Annotated in this window: 15 protein-coding genes; 5 read left to right on the plus strand and 10 right to left on the minus strand. The window is 58.6% G+C overall.

All coding sequences use genetic code 11. The annotated features are described in order from the left end of the window. Nucleotides 1-354: 354 nt before the first annotated feature. On the plus strand, nucleotides 355-2,082 hold the full coding sequence (locus ABIQ96_RS15010; RefSeq protein WP_348215425.1) for an SbmA/BacA-like family transporter: 1,728 nt from the start codon (nucleotides 355-357) through the stop codon (nucleotides 2,080-2,082). A 124-nt stretch (nucleotides 2,083-2,206) separates the two neighbouring features. After that, nucleotides 2,207-3,013: an alpha/beta hydrolase gene (locus ABIQ96_RS15015; protein ID WP_348215426.1), complete on the plus strand. Its 807-nt coding sequence runs from the start codon at nucleotides 2,207-2,209 to the stop codon at nucleotides 3,011-3,013. Nucleotides 3,014-3,101: 88 nt separating this feature from the next. Here the strand turns inward: ABIQ96_RS15015 and ABIQ96_RS15020 are convergent, their stop codons facing one another. From ABIQ96_RS15020 to ABIQ96_RS15060, 9 genes are all read right to left on the minus strand, one after another. Continuing rightward, nucleotides 3,102-3,479, minus strand: coding sequence for an Hsp20/alpha crystallin family protein (locus tag ABIQ96_RS15020; protein ID WP_348215427.1), 378 nt, complete (start codon nucleotides 3,477-3,479; stop codon nucleotides 3,102-3,104). A gap of 32 nt (nucleotides 3,480-3,511) precedes the next feature. After that, nucleotides 3,512-3,901, minus strand: coding sequence for an Hsp20/alpha crystallin family protein (locus ABIQ96_RS15025; protein ID WP_348215428.1), 390 nt, complete (start codon nucleotides 3,899-3,901; stop codon nucleotides 3,512-3,514). 213 nt (nucleotides 3,902-4,114) lie between these two features. Next, nucleotides 4,115-5,653 (minus strand): PDZ domain-containing protein, encoded by a 1,539-nt coding sequence (locus ABIQ96_RS15030; RefSeq protein WP_348215429.1) that lies wholly within the window; start codon nucleotides 5,651-5,653, stop codon nucleotides 4,115-4,117. Between the two features lie 28 nt (nucleotides 5,654-5,681). After that, a complete protein-coding gene (gene dapB / locus ABIQ96_RS15035) occupies nucleotides 5,682-6,416 on the minus strand; it encodes a 4-hydroxy-tetrahydrodipicolinate reductase (RefSeq protein WP_348215430.1) in 735 nt (244 codons plus the stop codon). A 31-nt stretch (nucleotides 6,417-6,447) separates the two neighbouring features. Further along, complete coding sequence (locus ABIQ96_RS15040; RefSeq protein ID WP_348215431.1) at nucleotides 6,448-9,060, minus strand: tetratricopeptide repeat protein; 2,613 nt, start codon at nucleotides 9,058-9,060, stop codon at nucleotides 6,448-6,450. Nucleotides 9,061-9,624: 564 nt separating this feature from the next. Then, nucleotides 9,625-10,848 (minus strand): hypothetical protein, encoded by a 1,224-nt coding sequence (locus tag ABIQ96_RS15045; protein WP_348215432.1) that lies wholly within the window; start codon nucleotides 10,846-10,848, stop codon nucleotides 9,625-9,627. Nucleotides 10,849-11,176: 328 nt separating this feature from the next. Continuing rightward, complete coding sequence (gene upp / locus ABIQ96_RS15050; RefSeq protein WP_348215433.1) at nucleotides 11,177-11,800, minus strand: uracil phosphoribosyltransferase; 624 nt, start codon at nucleotides 11,798-11,800, stop codon at nucleotides 11,177-11,179. A gap of 1 nt (nucleotide 11,801) precedes the next feature. Beyond that, the gene (locus tag ABIQ96_RS15055) at nucleotides 11,802-13,157 is read right to left on the minus strand and encodes a sigma-54 dependent transcriptional regulator (protein WP_348215434.1); all 1,356 of its coding nucleotides are present in this window, start codon (nucleotides 13,155-13,157) and stop codon (nucleotides 11,802-11,804) included. 99 nt (nucleotides 13,158-13,256) lie between these two features. Next, a complete protein-coding gene (locus ABIQ96_RS15060; protein WP_348215435.1) occupies nucleotides 13,257-14,609 on the minus strand; it encodes a hypothetical protein in 1,353 nt (450 codons plus the stop codon). A 113-nt stretch (nucleotides 14,610-14,722) separates the two neighbouring features. Between ABIQ96_RS15060 and ABIQ96_RS15065 the strand changes: the two genes are divergently transcribed. Together ABIQ96_RS15065 and ABIQ96_RS15070 are read left to right on the plus strand one after the other, a co-directional pair. Further along, nucleotides 14,723-15,166 carry a plastocyanin/azurin family copper-binding protein gene (locus ABIQ96_RS15065; RefSeq protein WP_348215436.1) on the plus strand — a complete coding sequence of 148 codons (444 nt, stop codon included), beginning with the start codon at nucleotides 14,723-14,725 and terminating at the stop codon, nucleotides 15,164-15,166. 800 nt (nucleotides 15,167-15,966) lie between these two features. Beyond that, nucleotides 15,967-16,641 carry a hypothetical protein gene (locus tag ABIQ96_RS15070; RefSeq protein ID WP_348215437.1) on the plus strand — a complete coding sequence of 225 codons (675 nt, stop codon included), beginning with the start codon at nucleotides 15,967-15,969 and terminating at the stop codon, nucleotides 16,639-16,641. A gap of 105 nt (nucleotides 16,642-16,746) precedes the next feature. On the opposite strand, the gene ABIQ96_RS15075 is transcribed toward ABIQ96_RS15070, so the two are convergent. After that, the gene (locus ABIQ96_RS15075) at nucleotides 16,747-17,010 is read right to left on the minus strand and encodes a hypothetical protein (RefSeq protein ID WP_348215438.1); all 264 of its coding nucleotides are present in this window, start codon (nucleotides 17,008-17,010) and stop codon (nucleotides 16,747-16,749) included. 142 nt (nucleotides 17,011-17,152) lie between these two features. Here ABIQ96_RS15075 and ABIQ96_RS15080 point away from each other — a divergent pair, with 142 nt between their 5' ends. After that, nucleotides 17,153-21,385 (plus strand): Calx-beta domain-containing protein, encoded by a 4,233-nt coding sequence (locus ABIQ96_RS15080; RefSeq protein WP_348215439.1) that lies wholly within the window; start codon nucleotides 17,153-17,155, stop codon nucleotides 21,383-21,385. Nucleotides 21,386-21,562: the final 177 nt, after the last annotated feature.

Raw genomic sequence — 21,562 nt, forward strand, 5'->3', positions numbered from 1 at the left:
CATCATAAGGCTTCGCGGGGATTGTTGTTAGTTTTCAGGAGTCCTTCCCCGTCTTCATAAACCAAGCATTTCCAACGGGTCGAACTACTTAAGGACGATGAATCATCAAGGGGTTTCGGGCAAATGGCCGATGGTGACTTTTTTGCGACAAACCGGGTGAAATATGAAGAATCCGCCGGATTTGGTCCCGCGGACGGTCGGGAATCCCGGATTACGGGAGCCGGGGAACCTGGTTTTTCCCGTAAAAAGGTCGATTGGCTTTGCTATTACCGGGGGATTTTGCCATCTCACCCGCAAGAGATTGTTAAGCTTTCCGTATTATCGGATTGCCCCGGACATAGCCTTTCCTCCCGAATGCCCAACGAGAAACTCCAAATCATCCGCCTGACCTGGAAGCGATTCCGGGGCGTATTGCGGATGCTCGCGAGGTCGAAGCAAGGCCCCAAAGCGCTGATGTTTGCGGTGACGCTGGTGCTTCTGATGTTCGCGATCAACGGCTTGAACGTGCTCAACAGTTACGTTGGCCGGGATTTCATGTCGGCGATCGAGAACAAGAGACTGGATATCTTCAAGCACCAGGCGCTGCTCTATGTCGGGGTTTTCCTCGCCTCCACGGTAGTGGTTGTATTCTACCGTTTCACCGAGGAGCGCCTCGGTATCCTGTGGCGCGAGCAACTGACGCGACGCCTGACGGATGCTTATCTGAAGGATCGAACCTACTACCGCCTGGATTCCTCCCATCTCGTGGCGAACCCGGACCAACGGATCGCGGACGACGTGCGGGCCTTCACGACGACGACACTTTCGTTCACCTTGTTGATCGTGAACGGTCTGATGACGGCGATTTCCTTCTCCGGAGTCTTGTGGAGCATCAGCCCGTTTCTGTTCGGTGTGGCGGTGACTTACGCGATTTGCGGATCGGTTCTAACAATCATTCTGGGGAAACCATTGATCCGCTTAAACTACAACCAGCTCGACATGGAGGCCAACTTCCGCGCGGATCTGATCCATGTGCGGGAAAATGCCGAGTCGATCGCGCTGGCCCACCGTGAAGGACGGTTCAAGGTGCGTTTGAACAAACGACTCGATGCTCTAACTGGAAATTTCCGGCGCTTGATCCGCATCAACCGCAACCTCGGTTTTTTCACCAACGGCTACAACTATTTCATCCAGATCATCCCGGCGCTGATCATCGCGCCGATGTTCATCTGGGGAGAAAAAGAGTTCGGGGTCATCACCCAGTCCACGATGGCGTTCGCCACTTTGTTAGGCGCGTTCTCGCTGATCGTGACGCAGTTCCAGTCGATCTCCGCATTCACCGCCGTGACCGCCCGGCTGCATACGCTGCAGGATGCGATTGAGAAAGCAAACCAGATCACCCCATGCACGATCAACGTGGAAGAGTCGCCCGATCGTGTGGCCTATCAGAATGTCACCCTTCACTCGGCGGACAAATCGCGTGAACTTGTCCTCAACCTGAATGTCGAGATTCCCCGCGGCACCCGCTGGCTGGTGAGCGGGACCGACGAGGCTGCGAAAGTGGCGCTTTTCCGGGCCACCGCCGGAATCTGGGAATGCGGCGGAGGACAAATCATCCGTCCGAGCCTCGACGAAATTCTTTTCCTGCCAGAGCGTCCTTATCTTCCGCCCGGAACGTTGCGAGAACTTCTCGTTAGGACCGGCATGGAAAAAGTGGTCCCCGATGCGGTGATCATGGGCATTCTGGTCAGCTTGGGTGTCAACGACGTGGTCGCCCGTGCGAATGGATTTGATGCCGATCAGAACTGGGACGACATGTTGTCGATCGGTGAGCAACATTTGCTCTCGATGGCCCGGATATTCATCGCGAAACCCGCTTTCGTTTTCATGGATCGTCCCGGCAGTTCCCTCGCGAAAAACCAGATCGCGGGCATCATGGACATGCTTTCCCAACAGGGAATCGGGGTGGTGATTCTGTCAAAAAACGGCGAATCGCGGCTCAAATACGATTCCGTGCTGGAAATCAAAAAAGACGCGACATGGGAAGTCCGCGACGAAGCGCCGGTCGATGCCAAGGGCGACCTGAACGACTTGAACTGCTAGTTGAAGCAGCTTGCGCGAGGGATTCGCGGATTGCGGAATCGGATCCGGTGTTTGCGTTTCACGATTCCGGGCTAGAGTGGTCGGAATGCGGCAATTTATCATTTCAACCTTTGTTGTTGTTCCCGTGCTTCTTGTCGTAGGTTGTGCGAATCCCATCGGCACCCTGAACCTCGGTCAAACCACTTCGGTGGAGAGAGGTTACACGGTTACCCGAAACATCATTTACACTCCTCGAAACTGGCCGGAGAAAATCCCGGGTGATCTCTATCGACCGCATGCCATGGGATTGTCCCCGGCGGTGCTACTCATTCATGGCGGCGGATGGACGGGAAAGGACGGACGCTGGCAGATGGAACCGATCGCGAAGCAATTGGCGAGGCGTGGCTATTTCGTTCTCAATGTCACCTATCGACTGGCTCCAAAATATATCTATCCCGCTCCGGTGGACGACATGCGGGAGGCGGTGAAATGGCTGCATGTCCACGCCGCGGAGCAGGGGATCGACCCGACCCGGATTTCGTCGTTCGGTTATTCCGCCGGAGGATATCTGGCGGCGATGACCGCATACACGGAGAACGACATCCGGGCGGTCGTGGCAGGTGGAACGCCGGGGAACCTCGCACTCTATCCGGGCGGCGATCTGGTACCGCAGTTTCTCGGTGGAACCAAACAGGAGGTTCCGCAACGGTTCGCCGAGGCGTCACCCGTGAACTACATCTCCAGCCAAAGTCCGCCGACATTCATCTATCATGCCGTCGAGGACAAATTGGTCCCTCGCGAGCAGGCGTGGGCGATGATCGAGGCATTGGAAAATCACGACGTGCCTCATGAAATCTACTGGATCTACGGCCGGGATCACGTCGCTACGTTTTTGTTCCCTGCCGATGCGGTGAACCAGGCAATCGATTTTCTGGATCGATATTCCCGTTGATCGTAAACGCAACAAAACCGGCCTGTGGGGCAATGCCATCGCACTGTTCCGCAAGCCGGTTGTGTTTCAATCAATCAACCAGGAAAATTCAGTTCACCTCGATCTGTCGTGGTTTGGCTTCCTCCCGGACCGGCACGCGCAGGGTGAGGACGCCCGAGTCGAGCGTGGCGGTGGCCTTGGTTCCGTCGAAACGCCGGGTTAGGCGAAGCTCCAAGCCGTAGCGGCGGGCGACACCATTGTCGCGATGGGTTTTCCAAGTTTCAGGAATCGCATCGGCGCGGCGGGCTTCGATTCTCAGGCCGGACTCGTGAAGTGTTAGCTTCAGATCCTCCTTCGAAACCGCTGGCAGGGCGATATGCAGGGTTACTCCGTTCTCGTCTTCCGTAGTGTTGAAACGAGGCCGGGTGACGATTTCATCAAGCTCTTTGGCGGGAGTGGCTTCGGTGGGGCAATCGCAAGTATTCATAAGTGGATGGTAGGTGTTGGTTTTTCGGAAGGTTATTTGATTTCGATGTTGATCGGTTTCACTTCGACTTTGGGACGTTTCGGAATGGTGAGTTCGAGCACGCCGTTTTCCAGTTTTGCCGAAATTGCGGACTCGTTCACATCGTCTCCGAGCTTCCATTGATGTTCGGTTTTTCCGCCGAACGGGCGGTCAGCGGGCGTCTCCGCTTTGAGCTGCAAGGTGCGGTCGGTGACTGTCAGGGTGACATCCGGCTTGGCATATCCGGGCAGATCGAGGCGCAATATCCAGGCGTCTTCGGACTCATGGAATGACTCGCGGGGAGCGGCGGACAGCGGGCCGGCGTTGAACACGTTGCGATCGAAGAATCGGTCGAGTTCTTTGGCCCAGGAGAGTGCGGGTTGGTATCGTTGGATGAAGTTCATTGTTGGTGGATGTATGGTTCATCCACCCTTTCGCAGGATGCGTGCAAAGATCCCGCATTGCCGCCCGGATGCTTGAAAATCAAAGGATTCCCGGGAAAAACGGCCCGCGATTCCTGTCCTCAGTTCTCCGGACAGCGCGAGAAATTGTCGCACCTGGGACGAGTTGGCCGGGTCACTCTGGCGCGGTGTCCCGGCACCAGGGTGAGGTCGATATCACTCCGCCCGCGAAAGCCGGTCGATGCCGCGCTTGAGCAGTTGTGAATCCACTTCGGTGGCCACCGCGTCGTCCAGATAGACCTTGAAATCCTCTTCGTCGAACTCGATGGAATGGAGTTCTCCCAGATTCCCGTTGAAGGCGTCGATGAGGCTCTTCATGTCCCGGATGTCCTTGCCGTTCACCTTGCGGACGATGAGATTGCGCAGGCTTTCATAGCCAACCGTCGCCGGTGTGGGGATGGAGCCGCTGAGGAAAATCACGCGTTCCATCCTGTCCTCGTATTTCTCGGGATTCTCCATGGCGTCCAGGAAATCAAGTGGAGCGCGGCTCTGCCAGTCCTTGCCATACGCCTCTAACAATGGTCGGGTGAGTTCCTGGAAAACCAAGCCGCCTTTGATCAGGAAGTTGGGGGCCTTGCCGAAGGTGTAACCGGGCACGAGCTTGGAGCTCTCTTCCTCGCGGGTCAGCGTTGCCTTGATTTCCAACGGCTGGCCGTCGCGCTGCACGGAAAGCGAGATGATGTCGCCTGCGGATTTTTCCCCGCGGACGAGGTGCCCCCAGAAAACGCTGCCGTAGTTCGAGTGCTGATAGTAACCGCGGCGGTCGATGGAATGGCCGTCGATTGTGAGGATGACATCGCCCTTTTTCACCCCGGCGAGTTCGGCGGCGCCACCCTTGCGAACGGCTTGAACGTAGAGGCCGCCCTGGTCATCCTTGAGCTTGAGCCACTGGCGGAACGACGTGTCCTCGGTGCGGGCGATGGAGATGCCGAGGCTCGGAAATCCCTTGTAATCTCCGGCGATGGCGGCTTTGAGAAATCGGGAGAGAATGTCGGTGGACGCTACGTCGCAGATCTGGTCCTTCGAGTCATAGCTGATGAGTACGCCGGTGAGCTTTCCATCCTTGAGCACCGGCAGCGAGTAGCTGCTCGCCGCGCTTTGCATCGAGGCCTTGACCCGGTAAGTTAGAAAACCGTGGCCGGGGAGGAAATTCGAGGTGATGTCGATGCTCCGGAGATTGCCCGGTGTCAGGAGCGCGAGTCCGTTGTCCTCGATCTGCAGGACGTCGAGTGTATCGCCGATCTTCGGCGGTTCCGTTAGCGCCAGCGGCACGGTTTTTTCAAACAATGTGTTTCCTTCCGCCTCGTCGGCCGGACCCAGCAAGGCGAGGTTCGCCTCGTAATCCACCGCGATGACCTTTGCTTGCGCGAAATGAGTGCCATCGGGGGATTCGAATTCCAAATAGGTCGCGTCCGCCACCATTTCAGAGGTCGTGATCACGCGCTTCGGACCTACAATCGCCGCCAGTGCCCGGCGCTGGCGGGGCTCGTCCTTTTCCCAAGGCTGCGCGGGATTCCAGGATTGCTGGGTCGAATTGATGCGCACCACCGAGTTCTTGATTTCCACCGGAGCGGGGACCTCGACTGTGGAGGGCGCCACCGGAGTTTCCACAGGAGGCGGAGTCACCGGTTTCGAGGACGACGGATCGCATGCTGTTAGGGCGAACAGCAGGGGCAGGGTGAAAATGATGCGCATGAATCAATTCTTTCTATCAATGATGATCTCACGTCAGACCGAGGACGTCCTGCATGTCGTAGAGCCCGACCGGCTGGCTTTCCAGCCAGCAGGCCGCGCGGACGGCACCGGCGGCGAAGGTCATGCGTGAGGATGCCTTGTGGGTGAGTTCGACGCGTTCGCCATCGGCTGCGAAAAGCACGGTGTGGTCGCCGACGACGTCGCCGCCGCGGAGTGTGTGCATGCCGATTTCCCGCGGCGTGCGCGGGCCGATATTGCCGAAGCGGCCATGGGCGACATCGTCCTTGTAGGAGGTCGCTGTTTCCTCGTTGAGGATTTCCAACAACCTTCTGGCGGTGCCGGAAGGAGCATCGATCTTGTGCTTGTGGTGCATCTCAGTGACCTCGATGTCGAAGCGGTCCTGCGTGAGGATGCGCGCTGCGTGGCGGGTCAGCCAGAACAGCGTGTTGACGCCGACGGAATAGTTGGCGGCGTAAACAATGCGGATGGATTTCGCCGCATCGTAGATGACGGCGCGCTCCTCGTCGGTGTGGCCGGTGGTGCCGATGACCAGGCTGGTGCCGTGTTTCAGAGCGGCTTCGACAAGCGTGGTGGTGAACGAATGGATCGTAAAATCAATCGCGCAGCTCGCCTTTGAAATGGCGGCGTCGAGATTTTCGCCGGCATCGTGCGTGGCAGTGACGGCAACGTCTGCCTGGCGGGCGGCTTCGATGACGGACTGGCCCATGCGGCCGGATTTTCCAGTAACGAGAAGGTTTGGCATTTCGGTATTCGGTGTTGGGAAAATATTTCTGCTAGTCCTCCCAGAGCATTTGCTTGAGCTGGATTTCTCGGGCGCGGGCGGCGGCATCTTCGGCGCCCGGTCCTTTGAAAGATGCGATTTGTTTGGCGACGTTGATAGCTGCCTGCCAGCGTTCCGCCTTGATGAGAAGTTCCAGAGCCCGAAATCCGCAGAGTTCGAAGTATTCCCATTCCGCCGGCGGAGTAGTGGTTTCCAGAACCGAGTGATAGGCTTGGAATGCCTGTTTTTCCCGCTTCTTGGTAGGATCCTTTTCGTCGGGCATCAGTTCCAGCGTTCTGCCACGCAGGTATTGCAGTCGGTTCAGCAACGCGGGATGGGATTCCGCCTGGGCGAGCAGCTTGTCGTAAACGGCAAGAGCCTCGGCAAGCGACGCGGGATCCGAGTTTCCCCGGTCCGAAAGCGCCTCGCCTAACAAAAGTCCGGCGGGAAGTCGCAACGGATCATCCGCTGCAAGTTTGACGGTCCATTCACCGAGGAACCGCGCCGCCTCGTCGGGCCGGGACATGTCGATGAGCAGGCGGGATTTTTCCAAGTTGGCAATGGACGTGAGGGGGCCGGCGGATTTGATCGCATTGTCAAAGAGGATCAATGCTTCTTTCTTCGAGGCTTCGGTACCACCGAGCGCGGCGGAACGGGCGGCCAGCAGCAATGCGGCCTGGGCGCGATTGGGGTCGGTGCCCTTCGCTGCCAGATCCTCAAGCAGCAGGCGCGCGGGATTGTAGTTACCGGCTTGGAACAGTTTCCTGCCGAGGGTGAACTTGGCCTCGGCCGCCTCCGGTTGGGTGGGATAGCTGTCGATGATCGATTGGGCGACGGCGGTGGTTGCAGCCGAGTCATTCGACAAATCCGCGATGCGCAGGCGGGCTAGGGCAATCCGGGCTGGGGGAAGTTTATCCGCCTTTTCCGGCGCGGCAGCCAGCGTGTCGAGTTGGGCTGTGGCAAACGAGAGATCAGGCGTCGTGCTGGCCAAGGCTGCTTCCGCCGCCGCAAGCCGGGCTTCCGCAGCACGCGGGTGATCGGGAAACCGGGTGAGAAATCCATCAAGCGCCGTTCGGGCTGCATCCGGCGGTGTGGTGGCGAGCGCGCGTTCCAGTTCCAAATCGGCTTCGAGTTCCTTGTCCGGAGGATTGCCCTGGAGCTGGATAAGGGTGGTTCCGTTCGCCACGCCACTCCGGATCCGGGAAATGGCCTCATGCAGTCTGGCGTTACGGGCATCCGAACCGGTTAGGGATTTCGCGGCCTCCTCGAAAAGCCGTGCGGCCTTCGCGGGATCGCCATTCTGATAGGAGACACGGGCTTCAAGAAATGCCGACTGTCCTTTCAACGCTGGTGATTTAGCGGTATCACGGAGGGTATCGAGAATCGGAAACGCGAGATCCACCTTGCCTTCGTCAAGATTCCAACGTGCGAGTTGATAGAGAGCCCGGTTGGTCAGGAAATGATCGGGAGCTTCCACCCGCAGGCGATTGAGCAAGCTCCGGGAATCCGCCTGTGCCTTGGGGGTGGCGATGCGGTGGAGTCCGACGGCACTGGTATAGAGCGAGTAGGCCAGCAGGTCCTTCTGTTCGACGGACTCGGTACTGAAAGGCCACGCGGACACGGCGGTGGTGTCTGAGGCTCCCGGAGTGAGCGAGACCGAGGTGGGACGCAGAATGGGTGGGAAGCGCAGATTCGGGTCAGTGATCCATTGGTCGATGCGTTCCAAAATTGGATCTGTAGCAGTGGGCTTCTCAGGCAGCCATTGCAAGATGCGGGAAAACATGGCGTCCAGCAAAGGTGAGTCCGGATTGTCTTGGATGAAATCCAGCAAGGATTTCGCCGCCACTTCCGGATCGCCCTGCGCCTGGATCGCATCCGCCAGTCCGATCGCGGCGGCGTGATAACGGAGGAGGGGAAGTCCCTGATGGCCGGTCAACGACTTGTTGATGAGCAATTGAAAACCGGCCTCGGCGACATCGGGGTGACCCTCCTTGAGCTGGAGCTGGGCTTCGAGAAATTCCGCGACAGGACGATCCGCTGCTGCGATTGACGCTTTGGCCGGCATCGCCTGGCGTGCGTCCTCCGTGCGGCCGAGATCGATGAAAATCTCCACCTGATAGAGGTGGATTTTCACCACCGTCGCCGCATCGGCCTCCGGGATCAGATTTGCCAGAGTCGCCAAGGCCGCATCCTGCTGCCCGAGTGCCAACTGCAAGCTGGCCTGCGTGAGTCCCGCCTCGATCAGGTGGGGTGAGTCCGATTTTGCGAGAATTTGTGAAAAAATCGCAATGGCTTCGTTGAAATTGAGTTGCCCGGCCAGTGCCTGCGCTTTCCAAAACGATGCTTCGGGATGGACCGCCGCGACCGATTGTCCGAGCAGATCCAGCGCTTCCGACAGATTTCCCTCGTGAATCAACGCTTCGGCCAGCCGGACCATGACCTGCGATTTCAATTCGGCTGTCAGCGTGTGATCCGCCAGAGAATCCCTGAAATGCAGCTCGGCGACCTCCCAAAGTCCGTCATTCAGTGCCGAATCGCCCTTTTTCAATGACTCGGCCGCTCCCTGACCAAGCACCACCGACTGCTGGGTAAGCAGGAGAATGGGGAAAATCGGCCACAACTTCATCGGACTGGCGAACTCTAAAAGGTGAAATGCCCCATTGCCAGCCCGGATGATCGGAAATCCGAGGGCAACTCATTGCTGGATTCGAGACCACGTCGTTTTTTCTTGGGAAAAGTGTGCCAATATTTCATCCCAGCACCTCCATCCTTCGATCAGAATACGAACTACAAGTGCTCGCCTCGGAGCGCTTAATTCAGGCCTGCAGCACCGGGTTTCACCCCGTCGGATCATGTCGCGTTCGCTTCTGTCCAAACTGCCCGCAAGCCTTCAGCGGTTCCGCTCAGCCAAGGTAAATCCACGCGTTTGCCACGGTGGGCTTCCGATAGAAACTCGGTAAGGAATGCGACTCGTCATGGATTTCCACTTATCCTCTCTCAAAAGGTAGTCTGTCTATCAGCAGTGGCCCCTCAGCTTTCTGCGACCCTCTGCCGGGGTCGAATCCTGATGGACATTTGAACCCGGGTAAATCGCCGAGATCCCGCCCGGGATCAAGAGTGAAGCGTCCCTATTCTATCCTTAAAGGCTATTGAACTAATGCCAGCGCTCCGTGCCTGGCCGGGCCTGCGGTCATTTGTTCTGTAACTGATCGAGCATGCGGTTTCGCATAGCTTGGTTAGGAAGGCTTTCCGCCCAGGTTTTAGCCGCCGCAGGGTCGTGGTGCTGCAGATAGCTCAACACCATATCGGCAGATTGGGCATAAACGGGATTCTGGGAATTTTCGCTCAACCACGCGCTGGCGGCTGGGAGATCTTGCTGGACCCAAGTCCCCATCGCCGTGGTGGCGGCGCTTTCAAGCCCGGCTTTTTCAGCCCATTTCATCGCACCTTCTGGATCACGTGATGCGAAAGCACGGGCTGTGCTCTGAACGATTCCGCTATCTTCCAACCAAGCTTCACCCGAATGTTGCTCCACCCACGCGGCGGCCTTTTCCGGCTCGTATTCCTGCTTCACATGAGCGATTTCCTGAGCGAAGCCGTTTTTATCCCGTGCCGAAATCTCATTCTGGTCGAGTGTTGAAAACCACGATTCGAGTGATTCCGTGCCGCCCTTCCGGCTGATCGCTTCCACCACCGCCTTGTAGTCCTCTGCCATTCCCAAACCGGATTTGGATAGCCATTTCGCTGCCTCGTAGGGATCGGTATCCGACCAACCGCGCATCAACCCGTAAACTGTCGGGCGCTCGGCATTGCCTCCCTCTACGAAGCGCCGGGCCTGTTCCAGATCGCCCTGTGACCAAGTGGTGAGCGCCCTGCTTTTTGCTTCCTCAAGGGCTATCGGGTCCCAGCCGCTCCAATCCTGATTCTTGATGAATTCGAACGCGGCGGCAGGATCGCGCCTTCCCCAGCTGGACCAAAGCTTGGACCACTCGTAGCCCGTGTCGCTCCCCCGCAGATCATTTTCCCGGACCAGCGCCACCACATCGGCGTATTGCTCCACGCTCAACTTATCCAACATTTTTTCGAACATCGCCAGCCGCCGCTCTTCGCTTGTCTCGCGGAAGATGGCGCGCACGGACTCTGCAAATCCCCTCGACTCGGCCTTGGAAATGGATCGCGATCCATTAGGTGATTTGTCTCCCTGCGAGTCTGAAATCCGGCGGCCTCGCGAGTTCTCCCCGGCATCGCTGGCGACCGCCCCTCTCGGGTGGGAAGTGCCTCCATCACGGTCTATGGCATGAGGTGCCAGATAGTAGCCGGATAGAAAACCGATCAGAATACCTGTGGCCAATAGCGTGAACGGGGCCAGACGTCGCGAAGTCAATCGTTCTGCTGTTTCATGGATTTGATTCATTGTATGAGCTGTTCTAACCCGCTTCTTCTGACTGACCTATTCCTCGCCTCATGGCCAGAGGAATCCATTCAACGGGTTAAAAATGAACGCGCGATGAGCGGCTATCGCACCCCGCCAGGCGGGAAAGGTGCTGATAATTCTGTCCCCTCCATTTGGGCCAAGCCTTGCGGACTAACATCCTGTTGGATAGGTTGGGCCACTTTGTTTATCCGGAGACATGGAAAGGTGGCCCCTCGGCCCGGGAGGAAGGTCAATCGGTTGCCAGGATGACCATGAGGATCATCAAATTAACCATCCAAACGGAGATGCATCGTCGGAAATCAACGTTTCAGCCGCAGGTGCCGAACAAACGGTCGCCCGCATCGCCCAAGCCCGGCAGGATGTAACCGCGGTCATTCAAACAGCGGTCAAGGCAGGCGGTGTAGATCGCGAGGTCGGGAAACGCGTTTTCCAACGCGTTCACTCCTTCCGGCGAGGCGACGAGGCAGGCAAACCGGACATGGCGCGCTCCGGCTTCCTTCAGGCTGCGCACGGCTTCGATCGCCGAGCCGCCCGTTGCGAGCATCGGGTCGAGAATGATGATTTCATGCTCTCCGAGAACCGGCGGGTGTTTGAGATAATAGGGCTCGGGAACCAAGGTCTTCTCATTCCTCGCCACGCCAATATGTGCGATGGATGCTTGCGGGATGAGATCGAGAAAGCCATCGAGAAACCCAAGCCCGGCCCGCAAAACGGGGACGAGAATAATTCCGCGGGTCACTTTGACACCGGACGTGATTTCCAACGGCGTCGTGCACGAAACAACCGTGGTTTCCAGATTGGCGGTGACGGCGGGAACCATCATCGAGGCGATCCGGCGAACCCGTTGGCGGAATTCCGGCGAAGGACATTCCGGATTGCGAAGCTTAGTCAACTCCTCGGCGATCAACGGATGTTCGACGGTGTGGAGCATGTCACTCGGACTTGGAGAGGAGTTTCCGGAGATCGGCCAGGGTCAGGTTCAGCGCGTTGGAGGCGATTTTAAGGTCGCCATCCGAGCGTTCGAGAATGCGTCCGGCGACCTCGCTGTTCAGCCAGCCGAGCAGGTCGGTACCGGATGGCGCGGCGTTGATCAGCTGGTCGATCGCCGCGGCGAAGGCTGCCGGTGATTTGTGAGGAGCCGAGGCCAGAGGAATGTCGGCGGGCAACAGGATGTGGGACGATGCGAGCGCACAGGCCCGGGCGATCGTGTTTTCCAGCTCGCGGACATTTCCCGGCCAGTGGTGCATTTGCAGGGTATTGATCGCTTCCGCGGAAATCCGGATGCGCGCCATACCGTTCTTGCGGGTGATGCGTTGCAGGAAATACTCGGCCAGCAGAGGGATGTCCTCCAACCGGTCGCGCAAGGCGGGAATCTTGATTTCCACCACGTTGAGACGGTAATAAAGGTCTTCGCGGAAACGTCCTGCCGCCACTTCGTCCGACAGCTTCTTGTGAGTCGCCGCCACGATCCGGACGTCCGTCGTCAGCGTTTCGTTGGCTCCAACCCGGGAAAACGATCCATCCTGTAGCACCCGCAGCAGTTTCACTTGGATCGACAGCGGCATGTCGCCGATTTCATCCAGGAAAAGCGTGCCGCCGTCCGCTTGTTCGAAGCGCCCGGCACGGCGGGCGATGGCACCGGTGAACGATCCCTTTTCGTGGCCGAAAAGTTCGCTCTCCAATAGATTTTCAGGAATGGCACCACAGTTGATGGTGATCATTTCCTTCTGCCGCCGCGGGCTGTATTCGTGAACCGCCTTGGCGACGAGCTCCTTGCCGGTGCCGCTTTCGCCGGCGATCAAAACCGGTGCGTCCGATCGCGCCACGCGGCCGACGAGTTTGAAAACTTCCTGCAGCGCGCGCGAAATACCGATCATTTTCACCCGGCTGTCGTGCTTCGGCATTTCCGAATCCTGCTGGCCGGCACTGCGACGATCGTCCTGCGTCTGCAACGCCGACTCCACCACCGGGCGCAATTCGAAGGCCAGCGACTCTTTCCTCAGCACATCATGTGCGCCGCGCTGGGTGGCCTCGATGATCTGACCGGTCGTCGGGAAACCCGCGGTGAGAACCACAAGCGTGTGCGGGCTTTGCTGCAAAATCCGCCCGAGCAGCTCCATGCCGTCGAACGGTTCCAGCTCCATCGCCGCCACCACCACGCTGACGGCGGTTTTTTCGATGACCTTCACCGCATTCGCCGCGTTGTCGCAGCGCAAGACCCGCAGGTTCTTCGCGGATAGGTGTTTGGTGGCCCAGTCCAGGAAATCCAGATCGGGGTCTACAAGCAAAAGGGTATCTTCAGGTAAATCTTCCGGCATCTCGCGAACGAGAAGGAGTGAAGCAGGGCGACGGAAGATGGCACACAAAAAAATCAATCAAAGCGCCGCCTACTCGAAAAAGCGCTTCAACGTCTGCTGCTCGGCGGGGTCCAGCGCGTCCCGCCAGACGCGGTCGCCGCCCTTGCCGGTGGCGTCCGTGCCGCCTCCTTGGGAAATACGCGATGCGGATTTATCCACATCGTGCTCGCCATCCTGAAGTTCCAGTAGATCTCCCGGAGTCGCTTTCGAAAGGTCCTTGGCTTCGATCCCGGTAAGCTTTCCGGTTTCAATCGCATCCTTTTCCTTGCCCAGAACGCCATTCGCATGACCGGGGCCGCGGTCCACTCCGCCATTGCCGTTGCCATCTCCATCACCCTTGTCCTCACCGTCGCCTTTTCCTTCGCCATCACCGTCTCCGGCCAGCAATTCGTCGGACCAATCCTCGCCTTCACCTTTCCCGGCGGCCTTCTTCATGGCTTCACCGTTTTTTTTCAAATTCTCCCGCATCTGTTCCATCTGTTCGGGAGTGAGATTCGCCATGTCTTTCAAACCGAGTTGCTTCATCTGCTCCAGCAGCCCGGGGTTTGGTTTCATCGCGCCGTTTTGAAGCCCTTTCAGCGCTTGGTCGAATTCCTCGATCTGGCGGTTCTTCTCGGCTTCGTTCATTGCCCCTGCATTTTTTTCAAGCGCGCCTAACGCCTTGTCGGCGCGTCCGAGTTCCTTGGACACCCGCTCGGTTTCGGCACGATGGGATTTCTTGAGCGAATCCGTGGCCTCTAACGAAGAATGGCTGAACCATTGCTCCTCCTCCTGGGCTTTGAGTTCGTCGATCCGCTTGCGAGTATCCTCCAGGTATTTTTCATCGACGACATCCTCCTTGGTCAGGCGGTCGAGTTCGGTGGTGAGTTGCTTCCACGCCTGTGGTTCTTCAGGAGTCGTCGGCCCACGCGTTCCGAGGGCGGAAACGGGAATGAACAATCCGGCGGCTAACAAAACCAACGCCCCCAGCGGCGGAACTAACAACCGCGGCCATTGCCACGACAAGCCCGCATCGATCTTCTCCACCGGTGCCGGCCAGGGAGCGACTCCCGCACTCGCCGCCGAAAGGGAATTCCTCATCCGCATCGCTGCTTCCATCCGCACCATCGATTCCGCGGGGCGTTCGAATTTCCGTTTCGCCCAAGCCCAGCAACCAAGGCCGAGCAGCAACACCCCGCCGCCAATGGAGCCGTACAGAATCCACGGATTCACGTGCGAAACCTCGCGTCTGACGACGATCAACGCCACCGCGCCGAGGATCGCCGCCGTCAGCAGCGGTGCCGAAAACGTTTCCAGCCACCAGGCAAAATTGACCGTGCGCGCCACTTGCTTCGCCTTCGCCTGCCAATGGTCGCGATTCCGATTCACCGGGCCTTCCGTCATGACGGCGAATCTAGCGGGGAACTCGCGGAATGCGATGGGAAAAATCCGGAGGTATCCGAGGGTTGCGTCCGGTCGATCGATTTTCCATCGTTCCAGAAACCTGACTCACGGAAATGAAAAAACTTCTCCTCCTCGCGTTCCTTCTCACCGCACCCGTCGTCCTTGCCCAGGCACCGGTGAAAGTCGAGATCACCTGCAACGACCAGATGACCTACAACACCAAGGCCTTCGAGGTGACCGTCGGTGATAAAGTCGCCCTGACCCTGAAAAATGTCGGGAAAATCCCGCTCAAGACGATGGGGCACAATCTGGTGATTTTGAAACCGGATACCCAGATTCCTATGTTCGCCGCGAAATGTGGCGACGCGAAAAACGACTATCTGCCGGCCGATGCGGAAATGAAAAAGCTCATCGTTAAAAATACCAAGCGCCTCGGCGGAGGGGAGAGTGACACGATTTATTTCATCCCGAAGGAACCCGGCAAATATCCCTTCATCTGCACCACACCCGGCCATTTCTCCGTCATGCAGGGCGTGATGACGGTGAAGGAGAAATAACCCTGCTAGATCCCGCGAGCCGTGGCTGGAGCGTCTCGCTCCAGACCGTCGTCGGGGTATCTTCCCCCGAGGCCCATTCTTCCAAAGCAGCCCTAGCCAGTTGCGCGGGGACGAACATTGCTTCCTCATCGGGCAATCTGGCACTTGGAGAAATAGCCCCAGCACGAATGGCACGTGGTTAAGATGGATTTCGTTGATGGTGCAGGAGTATGTCGCCTTTGTATTCCGGCAGGAATGGCAGCAGAAACAAGGAGCGGCGATCTCCGAATCGCCTGCCCATGAGAGGATCATGAAAAGCGATTCTCTCGATCCATTGACTCCGCATGGGCTCTGGCGGATCGGAGTCCGCCACTCCTTGGGGCGGGGATCGCAGCAAAGCGCGCTTAACGACGTGCCATTCGCCCCAGCACCCTATTCATTCAACTCCAGCATGCGGAGAAAGTCCCCAAGCGCGCGGAGAATCACTTCCCACCCGCGGAGGATCGCCTCCAGCCATTCAAGGATCGCCCCCCATCCTGCGGAGAATGGGTTCCCGGCCGCAGAGAATCACCCCCGGAGGCGAAACCACCCGCCGCCGCCAGCAGAGAAGGGGATACCACCCGCCGAGAATCACCCCCGGAGGGACAGAGATCGCATTCCGGGAAAATCAGATAGTGCAATGCACTGGCAATCCAAGTGTTATGGATTTTCGGTGAATCAGCATCCAATTGCAACTTGCAATCCGCACTCTTCTTGATAGGCACCGGATAGGTCGTGAAGAGCCACGTCCCTAACCTACTAACCCCTTATCCAGCACTCCCATGACCGATCCCGAAGTCAACGTCTATCAAGCCCTCCAGCGCGTCGAAACTTTTGTCATTCCCCACACCGCCGCCTTTCCCGCAGGCAGTGAGGGAGCCAAGGACGTCGCCCGCGTCACCCCGCTCATCCAGGAAATCGGCCCGCCGAAACAAATCTCGGGCCGCCCCGCCAGCCCCGCCACCGGAGCCAAGGCCAGCCTCTTCGACGAAGTCCGTGACGACCTCGAAGCCATCGCCGCCACCGCCCGCACCATCGCGAAAAAGGATCCCGGCTTCGACACTCCCTATCGCCTCGGCGATGACACCCAGCGCCAGATCCTCGCCGATGCCGAACGCATCCTCGGCGAACTCGCCACCCCGGCCACCGTCGCCCGCTTCATCGCCTACGCCATGGAACCCAACTTCGTCACCGACCTCCAGGCAGACCTCGCCCTCATCGACGGCAAAGGCGAGGAACAGGAGGAAGACCAGATCGACTCCGTCGGCGACACCGCCCGCGTCGCCGTCCTCATCAAGGAAGCCCGCGCCCTCATCACCTCCATCGGCACCTCCGTGAAAAACAAATTCCGCCGCGACCCCGAGATCCTCGCCGAGTGGGCCACCGCCTCCCACATCCAGCGCACCCCGCGCAAGAAGCCGGGTGACGCCACCCCCGAGCCACTACCCGCGGTCTAATCGCCATAAGGAGGGGGGACATTCCTGTCCCCCCAATTCTTCCTCACCACCTGCAGCCTCGGCTACCCCGCCGCATGCCCCTTCTTCCATTACCCTTGAACTCGTTTACGATACACTGCTACAGAACCCAATGCGTGTTAGTCGGGACTGGTACCATCGACTGACCCCATCGATGGCGCGTTGTTTGTCCGTGAGTTGTTCGCGGATGGCGATGCGCAGTGCGTGGAGGATGCGCGCCTGTGCTTCGTCCGCTTCAGCCACATTTTCGTTTTCGGTGGCGGGTTCGCCGAGTTGGCGGCCGTCGTGGATCAAGGCGTCGAGAGAGACATCCTGATAGCGCTTCCGATCTTCTTCCCTTTCTGAGCACAAACGCCACGGGATAAGGCTTGTCTTTCATCGGTCTCCAGCTCTCATACAGACTGTTTGTTTTTGTAAGCCTCGATCCGCGGGTGATCCCTCATCATCCCTATCTCCCGATCGATTGCGCGCCTCCCCGTAGAATCCAAATCGAATGCATCCCAACCACCGCCTCCGGCTCACCGCAGCCGTTATCACCGTTGCCGCAACAGCCGCAATCACCTGGTCCTATTTGACTCCATCAAGTCCGCCCGCCTCGCAGGCGAGCACCGGACCCAAACCGCTTCCGGCATCCCATACCCCGGGAGCGACGGCGGCGACACCGCCACTCTCGCTGCCTGTTCCGGAGAAAATTTCGGGAAATCCAGCCACCACGCCGGGGGCCGCCACGCCTGCCGCGAACATCATCGGTTCGCTGTGGAAGTCGCAGAGCCAGGCTGAGTGCCTCGCCTTTGCGAACTGGGCGAATCGCTATCTCGCGACACCCGCTGAAGGGCGTAAGGCGATGCTGGCAGATGGCATCGCCACCGCCACCAGCCGTCGCGAGGTATTGGCGAAAATGATCTGGGAAAATCCCGAACAGGCGCTCGCCGCCGCAGTGCCGGTGATGGTGCGCAAGGATCTGCCCGCGCAGGTCATCGCTCTGCTTGAAGACCGAGTTTCCGGAAAAGGATCGATCAACATGCTCTCAGGAACTCCGGTTCCGGGGTCGAATGCTGTCGTTCCGAAAACTCGTCATGCCCTCGTGGATCGCTCGGAATACGTCGCTTTCCCGTATGGGCGCCGCGCTGAACTCAATTATCTGCCGGACGTTTCCGTTATCGGCATCGCTTTGGACGGCGCACTCGCGGTCAGCGATTCTCCCATCCGCGTTTTGGAAGCTGGCGAGACTGCGGACGGAAAACAGGTATCCGAGGTTTGTCTGATCTCCGGTGAAACCACTCCCGTCAAAACCAACGGCTCGCTCAATACCCATGAAATCACGGCGGTGGAAACCGATGGGAAGATCCAGATGGTTTGCAAACCGGAGCACATCAGCAAGTTGGAAGCCCGCCTCATCGGCGGCGAAGGCTTGCAAGCCAATGGCGCTCCGGGCTCCAGCACGGTCACCGGCCGCCCCGCCTACGCATGGACACACGGCACGAAAAAAGTGCTCGTCATCCGTGTGGATTTCTCGGATGTCCCGGGAACCCCTATCAATGATGCGGGAGCAGGAAATACCGACACTGTCACTCCGGATTACGCGGTGAATGCTTACACCAATCCGAATGGCATCAAGGACTACTTTAACCAGTGCAGCTACGGCCAAACCGCGTTGAGTATCGCTCCGGTGGTTTCGGGAATTTCCCCTGATGTCACCGCAGTCCTCCGCATGCCCAGCCCTGCCTCCCTCTATGTGGCAACTGGTGAGCCCGGGATCGGCAATGCAACGCTGTTGCACACGGACGCGGAAGCTCTGGCAACCGCTACCGGACTCAACATGGCGAACTACGACCGGATTGTCGTGGCGTACAGCTATTTGGGAAATCTCCCCCTCAGCAAGATGACCTTCGCCGGCCTCGGCTCCACTCCTGGCAAAAACATCTGGATCACCGGCTACTACAACCTGCCCGTCATTGCCCATGAAACAGGTCACACCTATGGCATGAACCATTCCAGTTCATGGCTTGTCACTGACGGCAATCCTGTTTCACCCACTGGCAGCCTGGTGGAATATGGCGACACCTCCGATATCATGGGAGACGGCAAGGTCTTCGCCAACCAGTTCGACCACTGGAACAAAAGCATTGTCCAGTGGCTGCCCGATGCGGCCGTGACGACGATCACCAGCGGCGGCACCTACCGTGTCCATCGTTTTGACTCACCGGCTGCGAATCTTGCGAGCCCGCTTTCCTTGAAAGTGGTCCGCAACCGGACGCAGGATTACTGGATCGGTTACCGCCGCGCTACCGCGAATGAGAATTTCAACAACGGTGCCTACGTTGTCTGGGGAGCCAATAAAAACACCAACGGACTGCTTCTTGATTTAAACACACCGGGCACCAGCGTGGATGACGCCCCGCTCGCCGTGGGACAATCCTTCAATGACACCGCTGCCGGCATCACTCTGAACACTGTAGCCCGCGGTGGCAGCGGCGCGGACGAATATCTGGACGTGCAAGTCACCTTCGTGCCGCGAATCGCTTGGACCAGCTCCACATTCTTAGCAGATGAGCAAAGCGGCACAGCAGCACTTACGATCAGCCGTAGCAATAATTCTACTGGAGCCGTCAGCGTGCATTGGGCGACTTCTCCCGGAACGGCCACCTCTCCCGCAGACTTCACCGCGAGCAGCGGGGACGTGACTTGGGCGAATAGCGATAGCGCGGACAAAACAATCAATATCCCCGTCAGCGCGGATGGCTTGCCCGAAGGGCCGGAAAATTTCACCGTCACCTTGAGCGCCGTCACCGGTGGGGCTGTTCTTGTTGACGCACCTGCGGCGACGGTTTCCATCGTGGATCCGGGTGGAAGCGATCCTCAATTTGCAGTGGGATTCCTCAACAACGCGGTGAACAAAGTGCTGGCCCAGCCCGACGGTAGCGTCCTCATTGGCGGATATTTTTCGCAAGAGCAGGATGCGGATTTCACGGTGTACAACCGCGTGGGAATCGCCCGGATGACTTCCACCGGCGCGTTTGACAGCACCTTCGCGACGGCCAATGGTGCCGGCACGGGCACCAGTGTGAGAGATCTGGCACGCCAACCGGATGGTAAAATCCTTGTCTGCGGCACCTTTATCACGATGAACGGTGTTACCCGAAATGGCATTGCCAGACTCAACGCGGACGGTTCACTGGATACCACTTTCAATCCGGCAGGAGGTGCGGATGACATTGTCAATGCGGTGCTAGTACAACCGGATGGTAAGATCCTCATCGGAGGACGTTTCCTAAATTACAATGGCACCCCTCGCGAGTACATCGCCCGGCTGAATGCGGATGGAAGTCTCGACACCAGCTTCACTGGCCCGGATTTCGCGGACGTGGGCGGCTGGAACGTGTCAGCACTTGCCCTGCAGGCGAATGGCAAGCTGCTGGTCGGCGGGGCCTTCTATTTCGCGGATAATACTGCCAGCCTCTGCCGGCTCACCACCACAGGCGCACGGGACGCGACTTTCAACGGCCCGGCTGAGGGCACGACCCCACAAGGTGACACCGGCATTTTGATTCCCATCGATAATATCGCGGTGCAACTCGATGGGAAAATCCTGATCACGGGAGGATTCGGTGCGTATAACAACACCACCCGCGGCGGACTTGCCCGGCTCACCAGCACCGGCGCGCTCGATACGGGATTCCCCGCCACTTCCGATGGTGCGTGCAGCGGACTCTTGATCCAGCCTGACGGAAAAATCCTGGTAGGTGGCGACTTCACGACCTTCAACGGAGTCAGCGCCCCGCATCTCGTCCGGCTCAGCAGTGCCGGGGTGGTTGATACCAGTTACGGCGGTTCCGGAGGTCCGAGCACCAAGGTCAACTCGCTGGCCATGCAGGCGGACGGCAAAGTACTGCTCGGCACGGATGGTGGCACCTTCCAAGGGAAAAGCGGTCCGCTGCATCGCATGTTCGGTGGTCTATCCGCCCTGCCCGGTACCCTCCAGCTTGCCTCCGCCACAGCATCTGTCGTCGAGGGCGGCAGCTCCGTTCTGACCGTCACCCGTTCCGGTGGTTCCGCAGGAGCAATGAGCGTGAACTACTCCACCGTCGCCGGCACGGCGGGTGCGGCGGATTTCACCACCACCAGCGGCACCCTCTCGTGGGCCGACGGCGATGCGGTGGTGAAAACCATCACCGTTCCCATCACTACTGACGCTCTCACGGAAGGCGCCGAGACCTTCACCGTGAACCTCGGCCAACCGCTGCTGGGCGGTGCTCTGCTAGGCAGCACGCAGGCAACCGTGGTCAGCATCACCGATCCCGGATCGCTCACTGCCTATCAGACTTGGCGCGAGGCGAAATTCACTGCCGGTGAATTGGAGAGCGCGGGCATCAGTGGAGACTTCGCTGATCCTGATAATGACGGCATCGTCAACCTGCTGGAATTTGCCATGGGCCTTGCTCCGAAAACCGCGAGTCTCGCAGGGATCCCGACCGTGGGACTGCAATCCATCAGTGGCAGCAATTACCTCACGCTTACTTTCCGCCGCCAGTTGGTTGCGCCGGAGCTGACATATTCACCTCAAACCAATAGCTCGCTGCCCGGGACCTGGGCCGGTGACGCGGTGCCCGTCGGCAGCCCCGTCAGCAATGGCGACGGCACGGAGACCGTGACCTATCGGGATACCATCGCACAAACCGCAGCCTCGCACCGTTTCATGAGGCTCCAGGTGACGATCGCTCCGTGACGGGAAACATTCCGGGAATCTAACATTAAGCACCGTGCGGCACTCCGCACGGTGTTTTTTATATGGAGATAGAAAATGCGTAGGCGGGGTCACCAGTCCCGACTAACAAGCATTGAACCGATCAAAGCCTGAAAGACGGGCGCCAGGAATCCAAGGAATGCGGCTTTCCGTTTTGGA

Origin of the sequence: Luteolibacter sp. (assembly GCF_039920825.1) — a bacterium.
Classification (GTDB): Bacteria; Verrucomicrobiota; Verrucomicrobiia; order Verrucomicrobiales; family Akkermansiaceae; genus Luteolibacter.